At 73.1% G+C, this 16168-nt stretch carries 17 protein-coding genes; 4 read left to right on the forward strand and 13 right to left on the reverse strand.

Annotated elements, in window-relative coordinates; genetic code table 11:
• Positions 1-87: 87 nt before the first annotated feature.
• Positions 88-396: a co-chaperone GroES gene (gene groES, locus C6N31_RS02685; protein WP_138352939.1), complete on the reverse strand. Its 309-nt coding sequence runs from the start codon at positions 394-396 to the stop codon at positions 88-90.
• Between the two features lie 228 nt (positions 397-624).
• Between groES and C6N31_RS02690 the strand changes: the two genes are divergently transcribed.
• Together C6N31_RS02690 and C6N31_RS43555 are read left to right on the forward strand one after the other, a co-directional pair.
• Positions 625-1854 carry a THUMP-like domain-containing protein gene (locus tag C6N31_RS02690; RefSeq protein WP_138352938.1) on the forward strand — a complete coding sequence of 410 codons (1230 nt, stop codon included), beginning with the start codon at positions 625-627 and terminating at the stop codon, positions 1852-1854.
• A gap of 94 nt (positions 1855-1948) precedes the next feature.
• Positions 1949-3499, forward strand: a complete 1551-nt coding sequence (locus C6N31_RS43555) for a serine/threonine-protein kinase (protein WP_232484675.1) — start codon at positions 1949-1951, stop codon at positions 3497-3499.
• Between the two features lie 4 nt (positions 3500-3503).
• On the opposite strand, the gene C6N31_RS02700 is transcribed toward C6N31_RS43555, so the two are convergent.
• Genes C6N31_RS02700 through tsaB form a run of 5 tightly spaced genes read right to left on the reverse strand, consistent with a single transcriptional unit; the run spans position 3504 to position 6913 of the window.
• Positions 3504-4346, reverse strand: a complete 843-nt coding sequence (locus C6N31_RS02700; protein WP_138352936.1) for a polysaccharide deacetylase family protein — start codon at positions 4344-4346, stop codon at positions 3504-3506.
• 9 nt (positions 4347-4355) lie between these two features.
• Positions 4356-4607: a hypothetical protein gene (locus C6N31_RS02705; RefSeq protein WP_138352935.1), complete on the reverse strand. Its 252-nt coding sequence runs from the start codon at positions 4605-4607 to the stop codon at positions 4356-4358.
• Positions 4607-5725 (reverse strand): tRNA (adenosine(37)-N6)-threonylcarbamoyltransferase complex transferase subunit TsaD, encoded by a 1119-nt coding sequence (gene tsaD / locus C6N31_RS02710; RefSeq protein ID WP_138352934.1) that lies wholly within the window; start codon positions 5723-5725, stop codon positions 4607-4609. The genes C6N31_RS02705 and tsaD overlap by 1 nt, the downstream gene beginning before the upstream one ends.
• Positions 5718-6254: a ribosomal protein S18-alanine N-acetyltransferase gene (rimI, locus tag C6N31_RS02715; RefSeq protein ID WP_331284067.1), complete on the reverse strand. Its 537-nt coding sequence runs from the start codon at positions 6252-6254 to the stop codon at positions 5718-5720. The genes tsaD and rimI overlap by 8 nt, the downstream gene beginning before the upstream one ends.
• Positions 6251-6913 carry a tRNA (adenosine(37)-N6)-threonylcarbamoyltransferase complex dimerization subunit type 1 TsaB gene (gene tsaB / locus C6N31_RS02720; protein ID WP_138352933.1) on the reverse strand — a complete coding sequence of 221 codons (663 nt, stop codon included), beginning with the start codon at positions 6911-6913 and terminating at the stop codon, positions 6251-6253. Before tsaB ends, rimI begins: the two co-directional genes overlap by 4 nt.
• Before the next feature lie 185 nt (positions 6914-7098).
• On the opposite strand from tsaB, the gene C6N31_RS02725 reads away from it, so the two are divergent.
• Entirely contained in the window at positions 7099-7656 is a 558-nt protein-coding gene (locus C6N31_RS02725; RefSeq protein WP_307811181.1) for a hypothetical protein, read from the forward strand.
• Positions 7657-7708: 52 nt separating this feature from the next.
• On the opposite strand, the gene C6N31_RS02730 is transcribed toward C6N31_RS02725, so the two are convergent.
• From C6N31_RS02730 to glmS, 7 genes are all read right to left on the reverse strand, one after another.
• On the reverse strand, positions 7709-7912 hold the full coding sequence (locus tag C6N31_RS02730; protein WP_138352931.1) for a hypothetical protein: 204 nt from the start codon (positions 7910-7912) through the stop codon (positions 7709-7711).
• A gap of 119 nt (positions 7913-8031) precedes the next feature.
• A complete protein-coding gene (gene tsaE, locus C6N31_RS02735) occupies positions 8032-8613 on the reverse strand; it encodes a tRNA (adenosine(37)-N6)-threonylcarbamoyltransferase complex ATPase subunit type 1 TsaE (protein ID WP_138352930.1) in 582 nt (193 codons plus the stop codon).
• Positions 8614-8808: 195 nt separating this feature from the next.
• Positions 8809-10035 carry an alpha/beta fold hydrolase gene (locus C6N31_RS02740; RefSeq protein ID WP_232484676.1) on the reverse strand — a complete coding sequence of 409 codons (1227 nt, stop codon included), beginning with the start codon at positions 10033-10035 and terminating at the stop codon, positions 8809-8811.
• A gap of 16 nt (positions 10036-10051) precedes the next feature.
• Positions 10052-11209, reverse strand: coding sequence for an alanine racemase (gene alr / locus C6N31_RS02745; protein WP_138352928.1), 1158 nt, complete (start codon positions 11207-11209; stop codon positions 10052-10054).
• A 103-nt stretch (positions 11210-11312) separates the two neighbouring features.
• On the reverse strand, positions 11313-12776 hold the full coding sequence (locus tag C6N31_RS02750) for an NAD(P)H-hydrate dehydratase (protein WP_138352927.1): 1464 nt from the start codon (positions 12774-12776) through the stop codon (positions 11313-11315).
• 37 nt (positions 12777-12813) lie between these two features.
• Positions 12814-13182 carry a holo-ACP synthase gene (locus tag C6N31_RS02755; RefSeq protein ID WP_138352926.1) on the reverse strand — a complete coding sequence of 123 codons (369 nt, stop codon included), beginning with the start codon at positions 13180-13182 and terminating at the stop codon, positions 12814-12816.
• A complete protein-coding gene (glmS, locus tag C6N31_RS02760; protein WP_138352925.1) occupies positions 13179-15026 on the reverse strand; it encodes a glutamine--fructose-6-phosphate transaminase (isomerizing) in 1848 nt (615 codons plus the stop codon). Before glmS ends, C6N31_RS02755 begins: the two co-directional genes overlap by 4 nt.
• A 97-nt stretch (positions 15027-15123) precedes the next feature.
• Here glmS and coaA point away from each other — a divergent pair, with 97 nt between their 5' ends.
• Positions 15124-16119 (forward strand): type I pantothenate kinase, encoded by a 996-nt coding sequence (coaA, locus tag C6N31_RS02765; RefSeq protein WP_138352993.1) that lies wholly within the window; start codon positions 15124-15126, stop codon positions 16117-16119.
• Positions 16120-16168 lie beyond the last annotated feature (49 nt).

Consider the following 16168-nt stretch of genomic DNA (forward strand, 5'->3'; position numbering starts at 1 on the left):
CCTCGTCAAAGACCAAACCCCGGGCGCCGGGTCAGTAGACACGGATACCCGGGGAAGGTCACGGCTGCTGCTAGTGGTGAAGCAGACCTACTTCTCGATGACCGCGAGAACGTCGCGGGCCGAGAGGACGAGGTACTCCTCGCCGTTGTACTTCACCTCGGTGCCGCCGTACTTGCTGTACAGCACGACGTCGCCGACGGAAACGTCGAGCGGAAGACGGTTACCGTCCTCGAAGCGGCCCGGGCCCACGGCCAGGACGACGCCCTCCTGGGGCTTCTCCTTGGCGGTGTCCGGGATGACCAGGCCGGAGGCCGTGGTCTGCTCAGCCTCGAGCGCCTGGACCACGATGCGGTCCTCGAGCGGCTTGATGGCAACCTTGCTGCTGGCGGTCGTCACGTTCCGACCTCCCCCTTCAAAGGGCTAACGGGAGTGTCTGTCTGGGTGGCGACCTGGTAGGCCCGTCGTCGCGGGTGCCGGACCTGCCCGTCGCTGTTGTGCTGGCACTCGGCAGTGCTGAGTGCCAGCACCGAGACTAGGACGGCTTTAGCACTCGGTCAAGCGGAGTGCCAACGGAGCGCCGCCGGAACGGTGCCGGACGCCTCCGGACTGGAGGACAATCGAAGCGTGGATCTTGACGCGTTCTCCTACCTGCTGACCCCCGCCGGGCAGGCCCTGCTGGGGTCGCTGCGCGACTACGACCCCGCCCGCGAACTGGCGGAGGCGACCCGGCTGCGGCGTGAACACCCCGCGGAACTGGTGTCGGCGGCGCTCGGCCAGGCCCGGCTGCGGCAGCGCGCGGAGGCGAAGTTCGGGGCGGACGCGTACCGGATGTACTTCACCCCCGACGGAGTGGAACAGGCCACCCGCACCGAGGTGGCGGAGTACCGGGCGGAGTGCTTCACAGCGCTGGGCGTACGGCGGCTGGCCGATCTGTGCTGCGGGATCGGCGGGGACGCCATCGCGCTCGCCCGGGCCGGCGTGGCGGTGCTGGCGGTCGACCGGGACCCGCTGACCTGCGCGGTCGCACGGGCCAACGCGGAGTCGCTGGGCCTCGCCGACCTCATCGAGGTGCGCTGCGCCGATGTGACCGAGATCGCCACCAGCGGCTACGACGCCGTCTTCGTGGATCCTGCCCGGAGGGGAGGCAGATCAGGAGGGGTCTCGCGCAGCCAGTCGGTGAGGGGTGGTGGCCGGGCGACGGGTGGGCGGATCTTCGACCCTGAGTCGTACTCGCCGTCGCTGTCCTGGGCGATCGGGGCGGCCCGCGAGGTGCCGGTGGCGGCCCTGAAGGTCGCGCCGGGCATCCCGCACGAGGCCGTACCCGACGACGCCGGGGCGGAGTGGATCTCCTACCGCGGTGATGTGAAGGAGGCCGTGCTGTGGTTCGGGAAGAACCCCGGCTCGGTGAGCGCGACCCTGCTGCCGTCCGCGGGCACCCTGTGGACCGGCGCCCCGCTCCCCGACCCGCCGGCCGGCCCGGTCGGCCGGTACCTCCACGAGCCGGACGGCGCGGTGATCCGCGCGCACCTGGTCGCCGAGGTCGCGGAACAGGTCGGCGGCCGGCTGATCGACGAGACGATCGCGTACATCACCGCCGACGAGCTGCGCCCGACACCGTTCGCGACGGCGTACGAGATCACCGACGTGCTGCCGTTCGGCCTGAAGAAGCTGAAGGCGCTGCTGCGGCAGCGCGGTGTGGGCGTCGCCGTCATCAAGAAGCGCGGCTCCGCCATCGAGCCGGAGGACCTGCGCAAGAAGCTGAAGCTGGAGGGCCCGCACTCCGTCACGGTCTTCCTCACCCGCGTGGCGGGCGCACCGTCGATGCTGCTGGGCCGGCCGGTGAACGAGCCGTAGGCCGACCGGTGTCGGGCGGCACCGGGCATCGCCTGACGCGGCATCATCCGCGCCGGTAGCCTGCAGCCGACTGCTGATGAACCGGGGGGCCGGGATGGATGAACTGAGGCCGGGCGACCCGCGCAGGGTCGGACCGTACGAGCTGCAGAAGCGGCTCGGCGCGGGGGGCATGGGCGAGGTGTATCTCGGCCGGTCGCGCAGCGGCCGGGCGGTCGCCGTCAAGCTCGTCCGGGCCGAGATCGCCGCGGATCCCGGCTTCCGCAGCCGGTTCCGCCGGGAGGTGGACGCGGCACGCGCGGTGTCCGGCTTCTGGACGGCGTCGGTCGTGGACGCCGATCCGGAGGCGGAACGGCCCTGGGTGGCCAGCCAGTATCTGGAGGCGCCCGACCTCGGCGTCCTGGTGCAGCGGGACGGACCGCTGCCGGAGGCCGAACTCCGGGCGCTGGGCGCGGGGCTGACGGAGGCGCTGGCCTCGGTGCACGCGGCCGGCCTGGTGCACCGCGACCTCAAGCCGGGCAACGTGCTGATGGTCGACGACGGACCGCGGGTCATCGACTTCGGGATCTCCAAGGCGCTGGAGGGCGCCACGATGCTCACCGGGACGGGCGCGGTGATCGGCACGCCGGGGTTCATGTCCCCCGAGCAGGCCACCGGCGGCCGGGTGGGCGCGGAGAGCGATGTCTTCTCGCTCGGCTCGGTCCTGGTGTTCGCGGCCACCGGCCGGGCGCCCTTCGGGACGGGGACGGTTCCGGCGCTGCTGTACCGGGTGGTGCACGACGAGCCGGATCTCAGCGGGGTGCCGGACGCCCTGCGGCCGGTGGTCGCCGCCTGCCTCGCCAAGGACCCCCGGGAGCGCCCGGGAACGGATTCCCTGATCGATACGCTGACCGCCGCCCGCGAAGCCCCGCCGGCACACCGGCCGACCGTCGTGGCACCGGCCGCCACCCCACCCGCCGCCGTCGCGCCCGTCGTCGTACCCTCGGTCGCCCCAGCCGCCGCCGCGCCGACCGCCACCGCGCCGCAGGTCGCCGAGCGCAAAGCCGGGCCGGTCCGCGCCCGGGCCAAGACGCCGGCTCCGGGCAGGTATGAACTCGCGCAGCAGGCACCGGTGTCCGGCGGACCGGGCCTGGCCGGCAACGCGGGGATCTTCACGATCGCGCTGGTCCTGTCCTCGGTGGCCGAGGTGGGGTTGATCGGCAACCAGGTGACCATGATGAGCCTCATCGTGGTCGCGCTGCTCACCACGGTCCTGACGTGGGCGCTGCGCGCCCTGGTCAGGGCTCGGCGCACGGCCGCCGTCTCGGTCGGCCTGGACGCGGCCGGGCTGCGACTGCGGCACGGCAGGGCCGAATGGTCCCGGCCGTGGTCCGAGGTGCAGGAGGTCGCGCTCGTCCGTACCCGGGCCACGGTGAGCCGGCGCGCCGGCTTCCTCCTGCGGGCGACCGTTCCGGCCGGCAGCCTGCGGGCCGTCCCGCCCCAGGAGTTCGGTGTGGATTCCGGGGCCGCGGGCGTCACCGTCGCGGCGGCGCGGCGCAGCGCGGGGCTCACCCTGCGGCTGGACCCCGCCGAGGCGCGGGAGCTGTCCACGGCGCTGCGGCGGTACGCGAGCCGCGCCTACCGGCCCGAGCCGGAGAGCAAAGGCTGACGGCTCAGACGTAGTCCTCGAGGCGCGCCACGGTGAAGCCCTGCTCGGAGATCATGCGCAGCATGTTGGCGGTCATCTCCGTCATGGAGGTGCCCTTGAGCTCGGACGGGCCGCGGAAGTGGGCCAGGATGATGTCGCCGGGGTGCAGTTTCTTGTCGGCGCGCTGGTACTGCATGCCCTTGATCTGCATGGACTCGCGCCACAGGATGAGCGCCTGGAGTCCGCAGGACTTCGCGGCGGTCTTGGTGGCCTCGTTCAGGTTGCCGTAGGGCGGCCGGAAGAGGCGGGGCGTGGTGCCGTACTCGGCCTTCAGCTTCGTCTGCTGGGTGCATATCTCGTGACGCTGGGCGGACTCCGACTCGGTCCGCAGGTTCGGGTGCGTCAGCGTGTGGTTCTGTATCGGGTTGCCGAGCTTCTGGAGCGGCTTGAAGTAGCCGTAGTCGCTCCGGATGATGTCGTCGGTCAGGAACATCGTGAAGGGGATCTTCAGCTCGCCCATCATGGTGACGAACTTTGGGTCCTTCTCCGCGCCGTCGTCGAAGGTGACGAAGACGATCTTCTCCTTGGTGGGGATGTCGCTGACCACCGGCGGCGTACCGGAACCGGTCTTCACCGGCTTCACCTTCGGCGGGGCCGGGGCCGGTGCCATCGGCTTGATCTTCCACTTGCGGAACGCGGCGGCGGTGTCCGCACCGTCGCCGGGGGCGGTGCTCCCGTCGGACGACGGGGCGGCGGAAGGTCCGGTCCCGGAAGTCGCCGGCGCGGCCTTCGGCGTGGACGAAGCCGTCGAGCACCCGGTGACGAGCAGGAGACCGGAAACGATCAGTCCCGCCGCTTTTATGTGCATATGTGAACCCTATGCTGTTCGTTCAAAACGCCATCTGTGTACTGAACGATGCAGAAAAGCGGCCGGGGGTTCCGCCAGCTCGGGCAACTCGGCCTCGTAGGGCGCGTCCCACCAGGTGATGACGAGCACCCGGTCACCAGGTGCGGAGAAGTGCTCGCGGCGCAGCGGGGCCGGTGCCAGCTCCTGGGCGCGGACCCATTCCAGCAGCTCGGCACCGCGCCCCTCGGCGGCCCGCGCCTCCCACATCAGGGCGACGGTCATCAGTACAGGTTGTCCTTGCTCAGCTCGTGCACATGGTCGTGCGAGTGGGTGTGCTCCTCCGGGTGCGGGTGCGAGTGGCCCGGTACGGAGACCTCGGTGACGGGCAGGGAGGAGTCGGCCGGCAGGTCCCAGGTCGAGGACGGCCGGTTGCGCGCCACCATCTCCGCGCCGAGCGCCGCGACCATGGCGCCGTTGTCCGTGCACAGTGCCCGGCGCGGCACCCGCAGCACGATGCCAGCGTCCTCGCAGCGCTCCAGTGCCAGAGACCGCAGCCGTGAGTTCGCCGCGACCCCGCCGCCGATCATCAGGTGGTCCACGCCGTGCTCCTTGCAGGCCCGGATCGCCTTACGGGTCAGCACGTCCACCACGGCCTCCTGGAAGGACGCGGCGACATCCGCCACCGGCACGTCCAAGCCGTCCCGGCGCTGCGCCTCGACCCAGCGCGCGACGGCCGTCTTCAGGCCGGAGAACGAGAAGTCGTACGGCGCGTCGCGCGGGCCGGTCAGGCCGCGCGGGAACCTGATGGCCTTCGGGTCGCCGTCGCGGGCGTGCCGGTCGACGGCCGGGCCGCCGGGGAAGCCGAGGCCCAGCACCCGGGCGACCTTGTCGAACGCCTCGCCCGCCGCGTCGTCGATCGTCGAGCCCAGCGGCCGCACATCACTGGTGATGTCCGGGGCGAGCAGCAGCGACGAGTGCCCGCCGGAGACCAGCAGCGCCATCGTCGGCTCGGGCAGCGCGCCGTGCTCCAGCTGGTCCACGCAGATGTGCGACGCGAGGTGGTTGACGCCGTAGAGCGGCTTGCCGAGCGCGTAGGCGTACGCCTTGGCGGCGCTCACGCCCACCAGCAGCGCGCCCGCGAGCCCGGGGCCCGCGGTGACGGCGATGCCGTCGAGGTCGCTCGCGGCGACCCCCGCCTCCTTCAGGGCGCGCTGGATCGTGGGGACCATCGCCTCCAGATGCGCCCGGCTGGCGATCTCGGGCACCACGCCGCCGTAGCGCGCGTGGTCGTCGACGCTGGACGCCACCGCGTCGGCGAGCAGGGTGTGCCCCCGGACGATGCCGACACCGGTCTCGTCGCAGGAGGTCTCGATGCCGAGGACAAGCGGCTCGTCAGCCATCAGTAGTGGTTCCTTGTACGGAGGAGGGTTCGGTCATACGCATCACGAGGGCGTCGACGTTGCCCGGTTGGTAGTAACCCTTGCGGAAGCCGATCGGCTCGAAGCCGAAGCGCTCGTAGAGCCGTTGGGCGCGGAGGTTGTCGACCCGGACCTCGAGCAGCACCTCGTGGCACTCGAAGGCCGTGGCCTGGTGCATCAGGTCGGCGAGCAGCCGGGCGCCCAGGCCGGTGCCCCACTGGTCGCGGGCGGCGGCGATGGTCTGCACGTCGCCGGTCCCGGCGATCGCCGCGAGTCCCGCGTAGCCGACCAGCCGGCCCCCACCGCCGGTGACGGCGGCAGCGTCCTCGGCGACGTCTTCAGCGACGTCCTCGGCCACGATGTAGTGCCTGGTGGCCAGCGGGTGCCGCGCGTCGGCCAGCTCGGACCAGAACATGCCGCGCGACCAGGCGTCCTCGGGGAAGAGCTCCAGTTCCAGCTCCATCACCCGGTCCAGGTCCCACCAGCGCATCTCGCGCAGTGTCACCGTCACTTGGGCAGGACCGCCTTGTAGCCGGCCGGCACCTGCGCGTCGGGCCGCCGCAGGTACAGCGGCAGCGGGGGCGCGAACTCCGCGCCCTCCGCGAGCCGCAGGGCACCGAGCGCGGCCAGCGCGCCGGCGGACTGGTGCTCAGGCGCCCGTACGTCCGTGAAGACCTCCGGGTACAGCGCGGCCCCGGCGCCGACGGCGGGCAGCCCCGCGACCGCCTGCGCGATATCGGCGGGACGGTCGACGGCGGGCTCGGTCACAGGCTCGCGGGGGCTGTCGTAGCGGGCCCAGTAGACCTCTTTGCGGCGGGCGTCGGTGGCCACCACGAAGGGGCCCTCGACGCCGGCCAGACCGGCCGCGTACGCGATCCCGTCCAGGGTGCAGATGCCGTGCACCGGCACCCCGAGCGCGTCGCCGAACGCGGCGGCGGTCACCAGGCCGACCCGCAGCCCCGTGTACGGCCCGGGGCCGGTCCCGACGACGATGCCGGTCACATCGCCGATCGCCGCCCCGGCCTCGCCCAGCACCCGGTCGACGGCCGGCATGAGGAGTTCTCCGTGCCGCCGGGCGTCGACGACCGTCGATTCGGCGAGCACCCGCCCGCCGTCGTGGAGCGCGGCGGTCACAGCGGGCGTAGCGGTGTCAAAAGCAAGCAGAAGCACGGTGACACCCTACGGCCCCGCCCCATCCCCCGGGTCGGCCGCGGTGGCGGTGGGGGCGGTGGCCCAGGCCGCCACACCGGGCACAACACCCGGCCGCCCGGCGCCCGCTCGCGCGGTCATCGGGCGGGCCCCGGCTGCTAACGTCGACCACAGCCCGCAAACCCCTCCGGAGGAGCGAACCAACCGTGCCAAGGATCGGGTCGGGGACCCTCGTGACAGGCCTCACCGCTGCCGCGCTCGCCGTCATCGCCGTACTGGCCGTCCAGGCCTCCGGTTCCGCGGCGGACCACCCCGTGACGGCCCGCCCCTCGAGCCCGGCCGCCACCGCGCCCACGGCCAAGGTGCCGCCGGTCACCCAGGTGCCGGTGCTGCCCGCGAACACCGGCAGCGGCAAGCGCGTGGTCTACGGGCTGGCGGCCAAGCGGGTCTGGCTGGTGAACGGCGCCAACAAGGTGGTGCGCACCTACGTCGTCGCGCCGGGCAGCGTCGATCCGGCCCCCGGCCGCTACAAGGTCACCTCGCGCACCGCGCGCGGCACCGGCGGTGACGGGATCGCGATCGAGCACGTCGTGCGGTTCGCGACCGTCGGCGCCACCGTCATCGGCTTCAGCGCGGCGGTGGACGCCTCGATGCCCAGCCCGGACCCGCAGAAGAAGACCGGCGGTATCCGTGAGACGCCCGCCGACGGTGACGAGCTGTGGAAGCTCGCGGTGATCGACACCAAGATCGTCGTCGTCCGCTGATCAAGCGCTCAAGGACGCGAATTCCACCGTTCGAGTGAAGGGCGGCCGGCTGTTACGCCGCGTCGCGGCGTTCCCCGTCGTTCTCGTCGGGCGGGGTGGACACAGCCGTCGCCGCCGCACCCGCGGCCAGCAGCTCGCTCATCGACGGCAGTGCGGGGATCGCGGGACCGGTGGGAACTCCGGGGACCACGGGGGCAGCCGGGACCGCGGGGACTGCGGCGGGCTTCGGCGCGTCCGAAGTGCCATGAGCCGGCATGCGTGCCTCCTGAGGGAATGTAGGCAGCCTCGACCAACATCTGCACTCCCATGCGACCACGCCGGGCCACCCGCGCGCAACATCTTCCCGACACGCTGTCGGAACGCCTCCCCGCCGGGCTAGGCCCCGAGCGGTGAAAGGTCCTGGTTGACCCAGCGTCGGCCGATACCGGTGACGGTCACCTCGCGCACGTCGTCGACATCGCTCTCGGCGTCGACGTCGGCGCCGGGATCCGCGTCAGCGCCGGCGTCGTGCTGCCCGGCCGTGCCGAGCGTCCGGGAGATGACGACCTGCAGCCGGGCCTCGGACAGCTCCTCGACCTTGCCCTCGCCCCATTCGACGACCACCACCGATTCCGGCAGCGAGACGTCGAGGTCCAGGTCCTCCATCTCGTCGAGCCCGCCGCCCAACCGGTACGCGTCCACGTGCACCAGGGCGGGCCCGCCGCTGAGCGACGGATGCACCCGGGCGATCACGAAGGTCGGCGAGGTCACCGCCCCCCGCACCCCGAGGCCCTCCCCCAGGCCGCGGGTCAGCGTCGTCTTGCCCGCGCCCAGTTCGCCACTGAGCAGCACCAGGTCACCGGGGAGCAGCAGACCGGCGAGAGCCCGGCCCAACTCCCGCATACGGTCGGGGGTCCTGACCGTGAGACGGACGGATACGGGGTCGTCAGCGGTGTGCTGACCGTGCAGCGGTTCCATGTCCGCGAATGCTACGCGGCGTGGCGGAGGCGAGGGCCTGGCCGGCCGATCATGGGCGGGCAAGGCGTCGTCTGGTGCGGTGCCTCGCAAGGCGCCGGAGCACCTGCATACCGGTCTGTATTCAGGTGTTTCGGCAACGCCGCGAGGGGCCGTGCCAGGCGGCGAAAGGGCCGCTCGTGATCGGCCGGCCAGGCCCTATGCCTCCTGTGCCGCCTGCTGCACCTCTTGAGAGAGCCCCAGTTCTCTGACCGTCTGCGGCAGCGGGGCCTGGACGGCGTCCGCCGCGCGGGCCAGCAGGGCGGCCAGATGGGCGTTCACCAGTTCCGGGTACTCCAGCATCACCAGGTGACCGGCGTTCTCGACGATCACCAGTTCCGCGGCCGGCAGCCGCTCCGCGATGTCGGCGCTGTGGTCGCTCGGGGTGAGCAGGTCCTTGTCCCCGGCCAGTACGAGCGCGGGCTTGCCGTCCAGGACGGCCAGCGCGTCCGCCTTCTCGTGCTGGATGAACGCCGGGTAGAACTCGGCGACGACGTCGATCGGCGTCCCCTCGATCAGCCGCTCGGCGAACCGGCCCACCGACGCGTCGACGTCCGAGGCGAACGAGTACCGCTTCACGATGCCCGCGAAGAGGTCCGCGGTGGCCCGCCGCCCGCGTTCCACCAGATCCACCTGCGTGCCGAGGATCCGCAGCACGCCGGGCGCCAGCGCCCGGAACGCCCGTGCCCCGGCGGCCGGCAGCCCCATCGTCATCGCCGCCAGCTTCCCCGCTGACGTGCCGATGAAGGCGACCCCGGCCACCCGTTCCGTCACCAGATCGGGGAACTGGTCGGCCAGCGCCATGATCGTCATGCCGCCCATCGAGTGCCCGACGAGCACCAGCGGGCCGTTCGGCGCGGCGGCGTCCAGCACCGCCTTGAGGTCGCGGCCGAGCTGGTCGATCGTGGCGGGCTCACCCGCGAGCTGGTCCCGGCCGCGCTCGGAGCGCCCGTGGCTGCGCTGGTCCCAGTAGACGGCCCGGACGCTGCCGCGCAGGGCCGCGCGCTGGAAGTGCCAGGCGTCCTGGTTGAGGCAGTAGCCATGGCAGAAGACGACGGTGAGCGGCTGCGGCTCGGCCCCGCCGCCCCGCTTGAAGAGGCCCGTCCAGCCGCGCCGCGGCACCGCCACCGGCTGCTCCACGACGTCCTCGACCTCGTAGTACAGCTCGGTGCCGTCCTCCGCGGCCACCGAACCCGGTGTGCCGCGCAACGCTCCGTACGGCCCGGCCGCGTCCAGCGCGAGCCGCGCCTTCCTGCGGATGCCCCGGCCGACCGTGAGCCGCTCCAGCGCGACGCCAGCGGCGGCGCCCGCCGCCACCACGCCGATCGCCGCACCGACGAAGCCGGCGCTCTTGCCGGCCCGCTCCCACTTCGCTCCGCTGTCCATGGTCATCGTGTTCCCGCTACTCCCCTGGTACGCGTCTCCCGTTGTCGACATAGACGCGCGGCACCCGGGTCCCGATCCGCGTGACGATCTCGTAGGCGATGGTGCCCGCGGCCAGCGCCCAGTCCTCCGCGGTCGGCTCGCCCCGGTCACCCGGCCCGAACAGTACTGCCTCGTCGCCCGGTTGGGCCGCGTCGCCCCCGAGGTCGACGACGAACTGGTCCATCGCGACCCGGCCGGCGACCGTCCGCCACTTCCCGGCGACCAGGGCGGGCCCCGAGCCCGAAGCGTGCCGGGGGACGCCGTCCGCGTAGCCCAGCGGGACGAGCGCCAGGGTCGTCTCACCCGGGGTGATGTAGTGATGGCCGTAGCTGACCCCGTGCCCGCCCGGCACCCGCTTCACCGACGCCAGCCGCGCGGCCAGCGTCATCACCGGCCGCAGCCCGAAGTCGGCGGGGCCGCCGACCTGCGGCACCGGCGAGATCCCGTACATCGCGACGCCGGGGCGCACCAGGTCGAAGTGCGACTCCGGAAGGGTCAGGGTGCCCGGCGAGTTCGCCATGTGCCGCACCTCGGGGTCGAGGCCGGCGGCCGCCGCGCCCGCCAGGGCGGTGTGGAAGGCCGCCAGCTCGGCGGCGATCGACGGATGGCCCGGCTCGTCGGCGCACGAGAAGTGCGACCAGATGCCGGTGACCTTGATCAGCCCGTCGGTCTCGGCCGCCCGCGCCGCGGCGGTCAGCTCCGGCCAGTCGGCCGGCTGGCAGCCGTTGCGGCCCAGGCCGGTGTCCGCCTTCAGCTGCACCCTGGCCGTGCGGCCCGCCTCGCGGGCCGCCGCGCACACCTCGCGCAGCGCCCACAGGGCGCTCACCGTCACATCGATGTCGGCCTCGACCGCGGCGCGCCACGGGCCGCCGGGCGTCCACAGCCAGCACAGCAGCCGGCCGCCCACCCCGGCCGCGCGCAACGCCAGCGCCTCCTCGGGCGTGGCGGTGCCGAGCCAGGTCGCCCCGGCCTCCAGCGCGGCCCGCGCGCACGGCACCATGCCGTGCCCGTAGGCGTCCGCCTTGACCACGGCCATCAGCCCGGCGCCGGGGGCACAGGCCCGCAGCGCCGTCACATTCGCCCGGAGCGCGGTCAGATCGATCTCCGCCCAGGCACGCATCGCAGTGTTGTCCATCGAGCCCAGTCTCTCAGGCCTGTGGCTCCGCCCCGCGCCTCCGCCCCGCGCGACCGGCGGAACGGGCCCGCAACCAGGCCGTCCTCCGGCGCGAGGACGGGGTTCAGCCGCCCGTCACCTGACGCCACGCGGCCGGAAGGGTGGCCGCGATGTCCTGGGCCGAGACGGGCGCGCCGACACCGGCGGCGGAGCCGGAGGCCAGCCGGGCGGCCAGGCCGTGGAGGTGGGCGCCGACGGACGCGGCGTCGCGGGGGGCGAGGCCGGCGGCCAGCAGGGAGCCGGTGAGGCCGGACAGGACGTCGCCGCTGCCCGCGGTGGCGAGCCACGACGTGCCGGTCGGGTTGACCCGCACCGGTACGGCCCGGTCGGGGTCGGCCACCAGCGTCGTCGAGCCCTTGAGGAGCACCGTGGCGCCGTACTGCTCGGCGAGCTCCCGCACGGACGCCAGCCGGGCCGCCTCGACCTCCTCCCGGGACCGCCCCAGCAGCGCCGCCGCCTCCCCCGCGTGCGGGGTGAGGACGGTGGCCGCGGTGCGCGCCCTGACCTGCTCGCGGGTGATCAGACGCAGCCCGTCCGCGTCGACGAGGACGGGCACCCCGGACGCGAGGACGTCGTCGACCGACCGCCGCGCCTCCGTACCGTCGCCGAGACCAGGACCGACCACCCACGCCTGGACGCGACCCGCTTCGGACGGCGGGCCGGTCGTGACGAGCGTCTCGGGGAAGCGGGCCAGCACGGCCTCCCCTCCGTGCCCGGCGTACCGCACGGCGCCCGCGCCGCCGCGCAGCGCGCCCGCCACCGCGAGGACGGCCGCGCCCGGGTAGCGGTCGGACCCGGCGACCACGCCGACGACACCGCGCCGGTACTTGTCGCTCTCGGTGGCCGGCACCGGCAGCAGCGCGGCGACCTCCGCGAACTGCAGGGCTTCGAGCGCCGGGGCCGGCAGACCGGGGCCGAGGCCGATGTCGATCAGGCGCGGGGCTCCGACGTGACCGGCGGCCGGGTCGATCAGCAGGCCCGGCTTGTAGGTGCCGAAGGTGACGGTGACATCGGCGTGCACGACCGGGCCGGTGACCTCACCGGTGTCGGCATCGACACCGCTCGGCAGGTCCACGGCGACGACCGTGGCGCGGGAGTCGCGCGCGGCCCGCGCGAGCGGCACGGCCGCCGGCCGCAGACCGCCCTTCCCGCCGATGCCGACGATCCCGTCCAGGACGAGGTCGGCGCGGCCGATCAGCGGCAGCGCCGCGTCGGCGGTCACCGTACGCCCGCCCGCGGCCCGCAGGTCCGCCAGCCCGCCGCCGTGCGTACGGTCCGGCGCGAGCAGCACAGCGGTGACGGCGGCGCCGCGCCGCGCGAGCCTGGCCCCCGCGTACAGCGCGTCGCCCCCGTTGTCACCGCTGCCGACGAGCAGAACGACACGGGCGCCGTACACCCGCCCGAGCAGCCCGGCACAGGCAGCCGCCAGCCCGGCGGCCGCCCGCTGCATGAGCGCCCCCTCGGGCAACCGCGCCATAAGAGCGCGCTCCGCCGCCCGTACGGTCTCGACGGTGTGTGCGTGCCGCATCCGTTGTCCTCTCGTTTCCCGCCCGCGGGCGGGCGGTTCAACCCTCCGCGATCACCACAGCGGAAGCGATCCCCGCGTCATGGCTGAGCGAGACGTGCCACCCCCGCACCCCCAGTTCCGCCGCCCGCCGGGCCACCGAGCCGGTCACGGTGAGCCGTGGCTGGCCGGTGTCCTCGGTGGTCACCTCGGCGTCCAGCCAGACCAGCCCCGCCGGGGCGCCGAGCGCCTTGGCGAGGGCTTCCTTGGCGGCGAAGCGGGCGGCGAGCGAGGCGATGCCACGGGGTTCGCCGCCGGGCAGCAGCCGCTCGTTCCTGGTGAAGAGCCGGTCGGCCAGGCCCGGGGTGCGCTCCAGGGACGCGGCGAAGCGCTCGATCTCGGCGACGTCGATCCCGACCCCGATGATCATTCGACGGTCACCGACTTGGCGAGGTTCCGCGGCTGGTCGACCTCGTTGCCGCGGGCGGTGGCCAGCTCGCACGCGAAGACCTGCAGCGGCACGGTGGCCACCAGCGGCTGCAGCAGCACCGGGGTGCGCGGGATGCGGATGATGTGGTCCGCGTACGGGACGACCGCCTCGTCGCCCTCCTCGGCGATGACGATGGTGCGGGCGCCGCGGGCCCGGATCTCCTGGATGTTGGAGACGATCTTGTCGTGCAGCACCGACCGGCCGCGCGGCGACGGCACCACCACGACCACCGGCAGGTCCTTCTCGATGAGCGCGATCGGCCCGTGCTTGAGCTCACCCGCCGCGAAGCCCTCAGCGTGCATGTACGCCAGCTCCTTGAGCTTCAGCGCGCCCTCCAGGGCGACCGGGTAGCCGACGTGCCGGCCCAGGAACAGCACGGTGTTCTTGTCCTTCAGCGACCGCGCGAGCGCCCGCACCGGCTCCATCGTCTCCAGCACCTGCCCCACCTGGGTGGAGATCTCCGACAGCTCACGGATCACCCCGGTGATCTCGTCGCCCCACTTGGTGCCGCGTACCTGCCCCAGGTACAGCGCGACCAAATAGCAGGCGACGACCTGCGTCAGGAACGCCTTCGTCGAGGCGACGGCGACCTCGGGCCCGGCGTGCGTGTACAGCACGGCGTCGGACTCACGCGGGATCGTCGAACCGTTGGTGTTGCAGATGGCGAGCACCTTGGAGCCCTGCTCACGGGCGTGCCGCAGCGCCATCAGGGTGTCCATCGTCTCGCCGGACTGGCTGATCGCGACGACGAGCGTGCGCTGGTCCAGGATCGGGTCCCGGTACCGGAACTCGCTCGCGAGCTCCACCTCGCACGGCATCCGCGTCCAGTGCTCGATCGCGTACTTGGCGATCATCCCGGCGTGGAACGCCGTCCCGCACGCGACGATCACGACCTTGTCGATCTCGCGCAGCATCCGGTCGGGCATCCGCAGCTCGTCGAGGGTCAGCCGGCCGTCCGTGCCGATCCGCCCCAGCAGCGTGTCGGCGACCGCCTTCGGCTGCTCGGCGATCTCCTTGAGCATGAAGTAGTCGTAGCCGCCCTTCTCGGCGGCCGAGACGTCCCAGTCGACGTGATAGGGCCGCACCTCGGCCGGCTTGCCCTCGAAGTCGGTGACGGTGACGCTCTCCCGGCGCAGCTCGACGACCTGGTCCTGGCCCAGTTCGATCGCCTCACGGGTGTACGCGATGAACGCGGCGACGTCCGACGCCAGGAAGTTCTCGCCCTCCCCGACGCCCACCACCAGCGGTGAGTTGCGGCGCGCCCCGACCACCACGTCCGGCTCGTCCGCGTGCACCGCGACCAGCGTGAACGCCCCGTCCAGCTGCCGGCACACCTGCCGCATCGCCTCGGCCAGGTCCGCCGACGAGGAGAAGTGCTCGGCGAGCAGATGCGCCACGACCTCGGTGTCGGTCTCGGACTCCAGCGCGTGGCCGCGCTCGGCCAGCTCCGCCCGCAGCGCGGCGAAGTTCTCGATGATGCCGTTGTGCACCACCGCGACCCGTCCGGCGTTGTCCAGGTGCGGATGCGCGTTCACATCCGTCGGGCCGCCGTGGGTCGCCCACCGCGTGTGCCCGATCCCGGTTCCGCCGGCCGGCAGCGGCTGCCGTTCCAGCAGCGCCTCCAGATTGGCGAGCTTGCCGGCTTTCTTGGCGGCGGCCAGACCGCCGTCGGCCAGCACGGCGATACCCGCCGAGTCGTAGCCCCGGTACTCCAGCCGCCGCAGCCCGGCGACAACGACCTCGAGAGCGGACCGGCCGCCCACATACCCCACGATTCCGCACATGCCCGCCACCCTATGGCCGTACCGCCCCGCCGTCCCAGAGGCCCTCCGGGGGCGCCCGGCGCCCCCCGAGGTGAGCCGGGCGCGGCGCGGCAGCACAATGGGGCGTGTGCCGACCACCGATCAGCAGCAGCGCCGACGCGCCGAGATCAGCCCGTACGTGGACCTCAGCCGCGCGGAGTGGAGCGCGCTGCGGGAGCGGACGCCACTGCCGCTGACCGCCGACGAGGTGGAGCGGCTGCGGGGCCTGGGCGACGTCATCGACCTGGACGAGGTCGTGGACGTGTATCTGCCGCTGTCCCGGCTGCTCAATCTGTACGTGGCCGCCCACAGCGGCCTGCGGGGCGCCCTGAACACCTTCCTGGGCGACGCGGGCAACGGGCAGGGCGAACAGCCCGGCACCCCGTTCGTCATCGGGGTGGCGGGGAGCGTCGCCGTCGGGAAGTCGACCACCGCCCGTATCCTGCGCGCGCTGCTGGCCCGCTGGCCCGAGCACCCGCGGGTCGAGCTGGTGACCACCGACGGTTTCCTGCTGCCCAACGCCGAACTGCACCGCCGCGACCTGATGTCGCGCAAGGGCTTCCCGGAGTCCTACGACCGGCGCGCGCTGACCCGCTTCGTCGCCGATGTGAAGGCGGGCAAGGACGAGGTGACCGCACCCGTCTACTCGCACCTGATCTACGACATCGTCCCCGGGGAGCGCCTGACGGTGCGCCGGCCCGACATCCTCATCGTCGAGGGCCTGAACGTGCTGCAGCCGGCGCTACCCGGCAAGGACGGCCGCACCCGTGTCGGCCTCGCCGACTTCTTCGACTTCAGCGTGTACGTCGACGCGCGTACCGAGGACATCGAGCAGTGGTACCTCGGCCGGTTCCGCAAGCTCCGTGAGACGGCGTTCCAGAACCCGTTCTCGTACTTCCGCAAGTACACGCAGGTCTCGGAGGCGGAGGCGATGGAGTACGCCCGGCTGATGTGGCGGACCGTCAACAAGCCCAACCTGCAGCAGAATGTGCTGCCGACGCGCAGCCGCGCCACGCTGGTGCTCCGCAAGGGCCCGCAGCACAAGGTCCAGCGGCTGTCGCTGCGCAAGCTCTGAACTCACCGCGCACCGAACGCGCGCCGCCCGCCCGGGAATCCGGGCGGGC

It is taken from the genome of Streptomyces fildesensis (assembly GCF_016107395.1).
GTDB lineage: Bacteria > Actinomycetota > Actinomycetes > Streptomycetales > Streptomycetaceae > Actinacidiphila > Actinacidiphila fildesensis.

Excerpts from the sequence above, each read along its gene's own strand:
- coaA (WP_138352993.1), top strand. The coding sequence starts at position 15,124 with ATGGGGCGTGTGCCGACCACCGATCAGCAGCAGCGCCGACGCGCCGAG.
- glmS (WP_138352925.1), bottom strand. The coding sequence starts at position 15,026 with ATGTGCGGAATCGTGGGGTATGTGGGCGGCCGGTCCGCTCTCGAGGTC.
- C6N31_RS02740 (WP_232484676.1), bottom strand. The coding sequence starts at position 10,035 with ATGGACAGCGGAGCGAAGTGGGAGCGGGCCGGCAAGAGCGCCGGCTTC.
- tsaD (WP_138352934.1), bottom strand. The coding sequence starts at position 5,725 with ATGGCTGACGAGCCGCTTGTCCTCGGCATCGAGACCTCCTGCGACGAG.
- C6N31_RS02750 (WP_138352927.1), bottom strand. The coding sequence starts at position 12,776 with ATGCGGCACGCACACACCGTCGAGACCGTACGGGCGGCGGAGCGCGCT.
- alr (WP_138352928.1), bottom strand. The coding sequence starts at position 11,209 with ATGGACAACACTGCGATGCGTGCCTGGGCGGAGATCGATCTGACCGCG.
- C6N31_RS02700 (WP_138352936.1), bottom strand. The coding sequence starts at position 4,346 with ATGCACATAAAAGCGGCGGGACTGATCGTTTCCGGTCTCCTGCTCGTC.
- tsaE (WP_138352930.1), bottom strand. The coding sequence starts at position 8,613 with ATGGAACCGCTGCACGGTCAGCACACCGCTGACGACCCCGTATCCGTC.
- C6N31_RS02705 (WP_138352935.1), bottom strand. The coding sequence starts at position 4,607 with ATGACCGTCGCCCTGATGTGGGAGGCGCGGGCCGCCGAGGGGCGCGGT.
- C6N31_RS43555 (WP_232484675.1), top strand. The coding sequence starts at position 1,949 with ATGGATGAACTGAGGCCGGGCGACCCGCGCAGGGTCGGACCGTACGAG.
- C6N31_RS02755 (WP_138352926.1), bottom strand. The coding sequence starts at position 13,182 with ATGATCATCGGGGTCGGGATCGACGTCGCCGAGATCGAGCGCTTCGCC.
- C6N31_RS02730 (WP_138352931.1), bottom strand. The coding sequence starts at position 7,912 with ATGCCGGCTCATGGCACTTCGGACGCGCCGAAGCCCGCCGCAGTCCCC.